At 60.2% G+C, this 7,989-nt stretch carries 8 protein-coding genes; 7 read left to right on the plus strand and 1 reads right to left on the minus strand.

Translation table 11 applies throughout. The annotated features are described in order from the left end of the window. On the plus strand, positions 1-1,322 hold a 1,322-nt coding region (locus EOA29_RS17950), incomplete at its 5' end, for a sensor histidine kinase (protein WP_127221227.1). Positions 1,323-1,426: 104 nt separating this feature from the next. On the opposite strand, the gene EOA29_RS17955 is transcribed toward EOA29_RS17950, so the two are convergent. After that, entirely contained in the window at positions 1,427-2,083 is a 657-nt protein-coding gene (locus EOA29_RS17955; RefSeq protein ID WP_126091638.1) for a response regulator transcription factor, read from the minus strand. A 457-nt stretch (positions 2,084-2,540) separates the two neighbouring features. On the opposite strand from EOA29_RS17955, the gene EOA29_RS17960 reads away from it, so the two are divergent. The 6 genes from EOA29_RS17960 to EOA29_RS17985 all read left to right on the plus strand — a co-directional run. Further along, positions 2,541-3,263 carry an NDP-sugar synthase gene (locus EOA29_RS17960; RefSeq protein ID WP_126095724.1) on the plus strand — a complete coding sequence of 241 codons (723 nt, stop codon included), beginning with the start codon at positions 2,541-2,543 and terminating at the stop codon, positions 3,261-3,263. A 42-nt stretch (positions 3,264-3,305) separates the two neighbouring features. After that, on the plus strand, positions 3,306-4,442 hold the full coding sequence (locus EOA29_RS17965; RefSeq protein ID WP_126091639.1) for a DegT/DnrJ/EryC1/StrS aminotransferase family protein: 1,137 nt from the start codon (positions 3,306-3,308) through the stop codon (positions 4,440-4,442). A 68-nt stretch (positions 4,443-4,510) separates the two neighbouring features. Next, positions 4,511-5,113, plus strand: coding sequence for a sugar transferase (locus tag EOA29_RS17970; RefSeq protein WP_245464863.1), 603 nt, complete (start codon positions 4,511-4,513; stop codon positions 5,111-5,113). Positions 5,114-5,179: 66 nt separating this feature from the next. Further along, complete coding sequence (locus EOA29_RS17975; protein WP_126091641.1) at positions 5,180-6,184, plus strand: SDR family NAD(P)-dependent oxidoreductase; 1,005 nt, start codon at positions 5,180-5,182, stop codon at positions 6,182-6,184. Further along, positions 6,181-7,449 carry a hypothetical protein gene (locus EOA29_RS17980; RefSeq protein ID WP_126091642.1) on the plus strand — a complete coding sequence of 423 codons (1,269 nt, stop codon included), beginning with the start codon at positions 6,181-6,183 and terminating at the stop codon, positions 7,447-7,449. Before EOA29_RS17975 ends, EOA29_RS17980 begins: the two co-directional genes overlap by 4 nt. Then, positions 7,436-7,989: polysaccharide biosynthesis/export family protein (locus tag EOA29_RS17985; protein WP_145969693.1), on the plus strand; the 554-nt coding region annotated here is incomplete at its 3' end. The genes EOA29_RS17980 and EOA29_RS17985, both read left to right, overlap by 14 nt.

A 7,989-nucleotide genomic window follows, 5' to 3' on the forward strand; every position in this document is an offset into this window, starting at 1 on the left:
AGCGAGACGCCATGGGCTTTGCCACCGCCAACGACAAAGGTGAGGTGCTGCGATCGAACAGGCGCCTCGGTGCCTTGCTGGGCTACCCCGAGGATGACCTTGTTGGCCGGCAGATGGATGCGTTTGTCCATCCGGACGATCGTGACTTGTTCAAAAAGTCGCTGGCGGGGCTGAGTGCCGAGACGCCGTCGTCCGGCTCAGAAATGCGCCTGATCAGAAAGGATGGCAGCACGTTCTGGGCCCGGCTCACGCTTTCTTTGTCCGCGCCGGACACGTCGCCGCTCGACAGTCTGTTCATGGTCGTCGACGACATTACGGAACAACGATCGGCTCGTGAAGCGCTTGTGGCTCAGAGGGAGTGGCTGGACCTCGCGCTATCTGCCGGCAGGCTGGGCATGTGGCGAATAGAGTATGGCGAAAAGGTCATCTCGGGCTCAAACAAATTTTGGGAGATTTTAGGGCTGCAGCCGGCTGCGCTTCGTCCCTTGGGGGATATGTCGGCAATCGTACACCAAGCGGACTGGGCGAAAATCGCATCGCCTCCAAGGAAGGATCGTCCTGGAGCCAATTATGACGTTGAGGTCCGTATCAAGCGGCCGGACGGTCAAATCCGTTGGATCGCCTTGCGGGGACGCGAGGAAAACCAGAACGGCCGCAATCAACGGACTGGCATCGCAGCGGATTTGACCGAGCGACGGCAAACGACGCTGTTGCGTGCGGCGATCAGAAAGCAAGAAGGGCTGATGCTCGAACAGCGCCATAGGTCCAGCAACTTGTTTGCTGTCATCACGGCCATAGTGAAGATGGTCAATGCGCCGGACGGCAACCTCGTCAAATTCAAGGAAACGCTCATCGAGCGAATTCGCGCGCTCGAGGTGACGCATATGCTGCTCACGAACAGCGCCGATGCATCGTCCACCATTCATGATCTGGTCGCTCAGGAACTTCGGCCCTTCTCGGAAGCAGGCAAGACAACGGTTACGGGCCCGGAGATCAAGATTTCAGGCGGGGCGGCTGAGAGTTTTGCAATGATCGTCCACGAACTCACCACCAATTCGATAAAGCATGGGGTGCTCGGCGACTCGCACGGCAAGATCGAGGTGCGATGGGATTTCGTCTCAGGGAAGGCAGGCGACGAGGTCGTATTTGATTGGATCGAAACAGGGAGCAGACGCATCGCTCCGATCAAGCGCCAGGGCTTCGGATCAATGGTTCTGGGAGTCGACGGAGCACCCCTTTTAGGGCATTCCTCAAAATTCGAAATGCGGGAGGATGGGTTGCGGTACTCTCTCCGGCTGTCGCCGAAGGAGATCCAAGGCTAAGCGCGTCACGTTGAAACGGATTTGAGCGACGCGCTTTAAATCTTTGTTTTTATGCATGTCGTTTTCCCAAAACCGCTGCACACTTTTGGGCGACATGCATTGGTTCACATCGGCCCCAACCAGGTCTTGATCAAAACCGCCGCTTCCGTGCGATTTCGAACCCCCAGCTCCCGCATGATCGCGGCGGCATGAATCTTCGTCGTCGCCTCGGCGATATCGAGATCTCGCGCGATTTCCTTGTTCGAGTATCCTTCAGCCATCAGCCTCAGAACATCCTTCTGTCGCGACGTGAGCCTTTCCAGGGCGCCGGCACCGGCACTGTTCCCGTGCGGGATCTCCAACATGTGCTCTCGGCTCCCGGAGTTCCGGGACAGCAGCGCCGGCACGTAGATTCGACCTGAGAGGATTTCCTTGACCGCCAGCACGACCTCCTCATCGCTCTGCGATTTCACGATATAACCGTGCAGCCCCACCGAGAGAGCGGTCAGTATTTCGGATCGTGAATCGTTTCCGGAAACAATCGCAAACCGTGTGTCCGGATAGGTCGCCAGGACGTCGCCAAGCACTTCTTGAGTGAAGAGCCCCGGCATGTTGAGGTCAAGCATCGCGAGGCTGACGGGCTTGTGTTCGGCAAGAAGGCCAACGACGGCATCGAAACACGTCGCCTCAAAGATATCGACGCCATCAATGCCGGCGGTCAAAGCCAACCGCAGGCCACGCCGGTAGAGGCCGTGATCATCGGCGATGACGATCTTGTACATTTTACCCCAACGCACACACTGCCCATTGGGGGGCTAACGGCAATCGCCCAGAGCGTTGTTCTGCCCAATACGAATTCTGAGGCGATCCATAACCTGTGGTTAGCCGGTCCCCAACAATGCCCGCTTCACACTCAATCGCCAGTCTGATGTACCCATCCGGCGGCAGAAAAGCTTACTCCCCGTTTACCATGATTCAAGTCGGACCTTGGTCCGTCGGTGCCTGCGGGCGGACGAGCTTGGACGCCGAGCGACAAGTCTCGCCATCCGGGCTCCAATCCGTGCAGCTTTGAGCAGCGTCCGGAGCGCCATTCGAACGCACGACGACAGGCCACCGGCCACGGCGTAATTTCCCGGCCATGAAGTCGAGGCATGTCCGGCAGGCCATCGGTCGCGTTCATCCTGCCGGACGATAGGGTTGATCATTGGTCGTGTCGGCCGAGTACGCACGGAGGATCGTATGAAAGCGGTTATTCAATGCGGTGGAATGGGTACGCGGCTTCGGCCATTCACATCGGTATTGCCCAAACCTCTGATGCCGATCGGCGCCCGGCCGGTGCTTGAATTGCTGCTGAAATGGCTGCGGCGCAACGGCATCGAAAACGTCTATGTCACAACCGGCTACCTCGGCCATCTGATCCGCAGTGTCTGCGGCGACGGTTCGCAATGGAACCTCAAGATCCGCTACACCCAGGAGATGGAACCGCTCGGGACCATCGGCCCGCTCTCCTTGATCAGGGACGAACTGGATGAACCGTTTCTTGTCCTCAACGGCGACGTGCTCACCGACCTGAGCCTCAGTCGGTTCGTGGCGACGCACAAGGCGCACAACGATTTGGTCACGATCGCGACCGCTTCGCGTATCACCAAGATGGATTTCGGCGTCATCGACGAGGTCAACGACACAGTCCGGGTGTTCCGCGAGAAGCCTGCGCTCTCGCACCTGGTAAGCATGGGAATATATTGCATGAATCCAGGCGTTCTGCAGTTCATTCCATCGGGCATCCCCTTCGGGTTCGATGATCTCATGCTGCAAATGCTTCAAGATGGACAGGTCGTGCACGTCTACAAGCACGAAGGTCTCTGGCTGGACATCGGCCGCGTCGAGGATTTTCAGAAAGCGCAGGCGACATCCTGGGAGGAGCAGTCGGCATCCATCGAGGTCGCCGCCGCCGCGGCGTGAAGGCGCTTATCGACACACGTGAAAAATCACCGGGAGGTTGGGATGCTCTTGGTCAGTGCCCCCGTGCTGGGTGTACCAGAGAAGGCTGCTTTATCCAAAGTGATTGACAGCGGCTGGCTGACGATGGGCGAGCGTGTTCGAGCGTTTGAAGAGGCATTCGCCGCAATGCACGGCGTCGAAGACTGCGTCGCGGTGAACTCCTGCACCGCAGCGCTTCACCTGATCCTCTACGGACTTGGGATTGGACCCGGTGACGAGGTCCTGGTGCCTTCATTGACTTTCGTGGCGACCGTGAACGCGGTCCTTTATGTCGGTGCCACGCCAGTCTTCGTCGACATAGAATCCGAAGACGTGCCGCTGATGTCGGTCGCGGAAGCGGAGGCGCGCTGCACGCCCCGCACCCGGGCCGTGATCCTCGTCCATTTTGCAGGTTATCTTGCCAACAAGGAAGAATGGCAGACATTCGCAAACGTACGAGGCCTCTACATCATCGAGGACGCCGCGCATGCTCCCGGACTGAAGGAGGTGGGCACGTTTGGTGCCGGAGCGGCATTCAGCTTCTATGGCAACAAGAACATGACCACCGCCGAAGGTGGGGCGGTCGTCACGAGGGACCCCAACCTGCGTGAGACGATCCGCCAGGCCCGTGGGCACGGCATGACCACCGGAACCCGCCAGAGATTGAACAGCCGCACGCCGCAATATGACGTGACCATGCTGGGCTTCAACTACCGCATGGATGAAATGAGGGCCGCGATCGGTTTGGTTCAGCTGCGCAATCTGCAGGAGTGGAATGAGGTCAGGCGCATCCTCGTTGTGCTGTATCGGCGCCTTATCGCCATGCGCTGTCCGACCGTGACGATCCCGTTTTGCGAACCTCGCACCTCCGCCTATCACATCATGCCGATCCTCTTGCCTCGCTACGTCAACAGGCAAGATGTCATCGACGAGCTGCGTGCGCAGGGCATACAGACCACAATCCACTATCCTCCCGTGCATCAAATGACGCTGTATCGGGAGCGTTACCCAGGGGTCCACCTACCGCGTACCGAGGATTTCGCCGAGCGTGAGCTGACCATTCCACTCCATCCGCAGATCACATCTCCCGTCGCGGAGGCGGTCGTGGATGCCCTGGCATCAGCCCTCAATGGCGGCGCTCGGGCGGGGGCCGTCGCATGAATGCATTCGACCTGCCCATTCACCGGCCTGCAATGACACGCGCGCGCCACGGATTCGGCAGGCGCGCGATGGATATCATTGCCGCGTCCGTCGGCATCGTCGTCCTATCCCCGCTGATGCTGACAATTGCGCTCGTGCTGCTGCTCGAAGGCGGCCGGCCTGTGCTTTTCGTGCAGCCCCGCATAGGCGCCGGCGGCCGGCTCTTCCATATGTACAAGTTTCGAAAATTCGATCCGCGCTGCGATTCCGGCGGCCTCGCGCTGACCCTCGACAATGACCTGCGCATGACCGCTGTGGGCAGGATCCTCGCCCTCACCAAGTTCGATGAACTGCCGCAGTTGTGGAACGTCCTGAAAGGCGAAATGGCAATAGTCGGTCCGAGGCCGGAGAGCCTCGCTTTCGCCGAGTGTTTCAGGGACGGCTATGAAGCCGTTCTGCAATATAAGCCAGGATTGCTCGGCCCTGCTCAAATCATGTTCCGCCGCGAGGCCCTTTTCTATCCTCGCGGCATAGAGCCGACGCTTTTCTACAAGGAAGTCCTGTTCCCGGCAAAAGCCAGGATAGATCTCTCCTACTATGGCCGGCGAACGATGGCGTCGGACGCTGCACTCGTCATCCGCGGTGTCTTCGTTCTTCTTGGCCTTGGCTTGTCGCGTTCAATGGATAGGTGAGCGTTTCGCATGGTCGTCAGCGGCATTCGCAAGTCAGCGCTTGGGTGATGCGAGGGTTATATAGTCATGACCTACGAGGGAAAGAGAGTCCTGGTCACGGGCGCGGATGGATTCATCGGATCGCACCTGACCGAAGCGCTGGTTCGCGGCGGCGCTGACGTGACCGCATTGGCCCTCTATAACTCGTTCGACAGTCACGGGTGGCTGGATGATCTGCCGGACGATATCCGAAATCAGCTGAAACTCCTGCGCGGCGACGTTCGCGACAGCGCGTTCCTGAACAGGATCGTGCGTGGCCAAGCCGTTGTCTTTCATCTCGCGGCACTGATCGCCATTCCATATTCCTATGCGGCTGCCCAGTCATATGTGGAGACCAACGTTATGGGCACCGTCAACGTCCTGGAGGCGGCGCGCCAGTGGGACACCGAGCGTGTCGTGCACACCTCCACCAGCGAGGTCTACGGCACCGCCCTCAGCATGCCGATCAGCGAATCCCACCCGCTGCAGGGACAATCGCCATACTCGGCCTCCAAGATCGGAGCCGACATGATGGCGGAGTCCTATGCTCGATCCTTCGGCGTGCCCGTCGTCGTGCTGCGTCCCTTCAACACGTTCGGACCGCGACAGAGCGAACGGGCAATCGTGCCGACGATCATCAGGCAGGCCCTCGACCCGAAATGCCCAGCCATCATGGTGGGTGATACCAGCCCGGTCCGCGACCTCACCTTCGTCGAGGACACCGCGGCGGCCTTCCTCGCAGCCGGCTCGGCCGAACTCGAATTCGGCCATGCCTACAATGCCGGAAGCCAACGTGCGGTGACTATATCGGACGTGTTGGACCTGGTGCTCGACTTGAGCGGCTCCAACAAGCCGGTTCATCGCGACGAAGGGCGGCTGCGGCCGCAGAATTCCGAGGTCCGGGCGCTGCTGGCGGATTCGTCCCGGCTTGAGACCGCAACGGGATGGAGGGCGCAGACCGGTCTTCGCGAAGGCTTGGGCCGAACCATTGCGTGGTGGCGGACACGCCTCCGCGCGGGCCTTGTACGTCATGAGATGGGTTACATGACATGAGGCTTCCCCCGCTTGTTGCCGTGTTGCTGCTGGTTTGCGTTGCCGCGCTGCTGAACCTGCGGACGGCCGGCGGTCAAGGAAGCAACACATCCACCGGCTTCGTGGCGCCCGTGGGGATGGATCTGCCTGACTATCTTCGCCCAGCGACCGACCCGGCCTTCGGCACAAGCTTCGTTCGCATAACCAAGCCCGGGGTTCTTGGAAATGGTGTCGTTTGCGGTCCCAAATATTGCAGCCATCGCTATTCGAGCGCTCAAGCCTGGAACGCAGACCAGACATTGCTCCTCCTCGACAACGGCTGCAATGGAATGTGCTTTCTCGACGGGCATACCTATGTGGCGCTGTTCAGTCGTAAGAGAGGGGGAGAGTGCGAGTGGCACCCTCGAAACGCCGAGCTGATGATCTGCGTTCAAGGCCGGACGATTTCGACCTGGGCACCACGGACGAACCAGGAAGAGATCCTGTTCACCTCCACGGCGTATCACGATCTGCGATTCGGCCCATCGAAGGGCAATCCCAGCCGGGACGGTAGCCGCATCGCGGTCCGGGCGGTCCGCAAGGACGGCACGGACGTTGTTTTCGCCTATGATCTGAACCAGCGGCTGAAATTCCCAGACATCGACCTTGCTCAGGTTCCCGGAACGACCAGTTCCTGCACGATCTCCCCGCTCGGAGCGTATATCCTGTGCTTCCAGAACCTGGTGGACGGTACCGAGCAAAGAGCGATTTTCGCGGTTGACGGCACCTTGCGGCAGAGATGGACGGACCATCATCGGCCCGGTCACGGGGATCTGACGGTCGACGAGGACGGCAGCGAAGTCTATGTCGGCATCAGCAAATCCAGTCCAGACAAGTTCCAGATCATCAAGCGCAGGCTTTCGGACGGGAAGGCGACTTCGCTTACAGCTTACGGCCAGGCGGAACATGCATCGACCCGCGCCCTGGCCAGGGGCGATTGGGTATTCCTGAGCTATGGCGGCGATCCGGACGAGGTCTCGGCCAATCCGGGCTGGGCTCCCTATGCGCGAGAAGTCATCGCGCTCCGCATCGATGGCAGGGGCGCCATCCGTCGTATCGTGCAGACGCGAAACCCTCCCTCCGACTATTGGAGCGAGACGCATGCCTCGCCTTCTCCGGATGGCTCCCAGGTGATCTGGTCGAGCAACTGGGGCACGCCGGGCGGCCCGGTCTACGAGTTCGTCGCGCGCCTCGACTGGGGCGAACAACAAAATCCGAAGGAGGTTGTTGCCAATGACCGACCTTAGCCGGTTCTTCCTTGCGGTTCTTGCGGTCCTGGGCACCGCGCCGATGGCTGCCGCGGCCGATACATCGAGCGCCTACCGGATTTCACCGGGCGATACGGTCGAGATCGGGATAACCTCCATTCCCGACCGGACCCAGCGCGCGGTTGTCCAGATGGACGGCACGATCGTGCTTCCCGATGCCGGCGCGGTCTCGGTCGGCGGTCTGACGCCGCCCGAATTGCAGGCGCGCATGCAAACGATTCTGCCGACCAAGATCTTTCACATCCGCATGTCCGACGGCCGCGAACAGATGGCGGTCGTCAGGCCGAGCGACGTGACGGCGATCATCGCCGAGTATCGTCCCATCTATGTAACCGGCGATGTGCTTACACCGGGACAGCAGGCCTATCGTCCGCTCATGACCGTACGACAGGCGATCGCGGTGGCTGGCGGTTTCAGCCTCCTGCGGGCGCGGGGCAACCAGGCAGGACCGGATCCGACGGATCTCCGACGCGACTATGAGATGATCTGGGGAGAATACACCAGGGACTACTTCCACAG

It is taken from the genome of Mesorhizobium sp. M1E.F.Ca.ET.063.01.1.1 (assembly GCF_003998155.1).
Lineage (GTDB): Bacteria > Pseudomonadota > Alphaproteobacteria > Rhizobiales > Rhizobiaceae > Mesorhizobium.

Bases quoted from the DNA above. Each gene is read 5' to 3' on its own strand.
- EOA29_RS17955 (WP_126091638.1), bottom strand. From the start codon at position 2,083: ATGTACAAGATCGTCATCGCCGATGATCACGGCCTCTACCGGCGTGGC.
- EOA29_RS17960 (WP_126095724.1), top strand. From the start codon at position 2,541: ATGAAAGCGGTTATTCAATGCGGTGGAATGGGTACGCGGCTTCGGCCA.
- EOA29_RS17965 (WP_126091639.1), top strand. From the start codon at position 3,306: ATGCTCTTGGTCAGTGCCCCCGTGCTGGGTGTACCAGAGAAGGCTGCT.
- EOA29_RS17970 (WP_245464863.1), top strand. From the start codon at position 4,511: ATGGATATCATTGCCGCGTCCGTCGGCATCGTCGTCCTATCCCCGCTG.
- EOA29_RS17975 (WP_126091641.1), top strand. From the start codon at position 5,180: ATGACCTACGAGGGAAAGAGAGTCCTGGTCACGGGCGCGGATGGATTC.
- EOA29_RS17980 (WP_126091642.1), top strand. From the start codon at position 6,181: ATGAGGCTTCCCCCGCTTGTTGCCGTGTTGCTGCTGGTTTGCGTTGCC.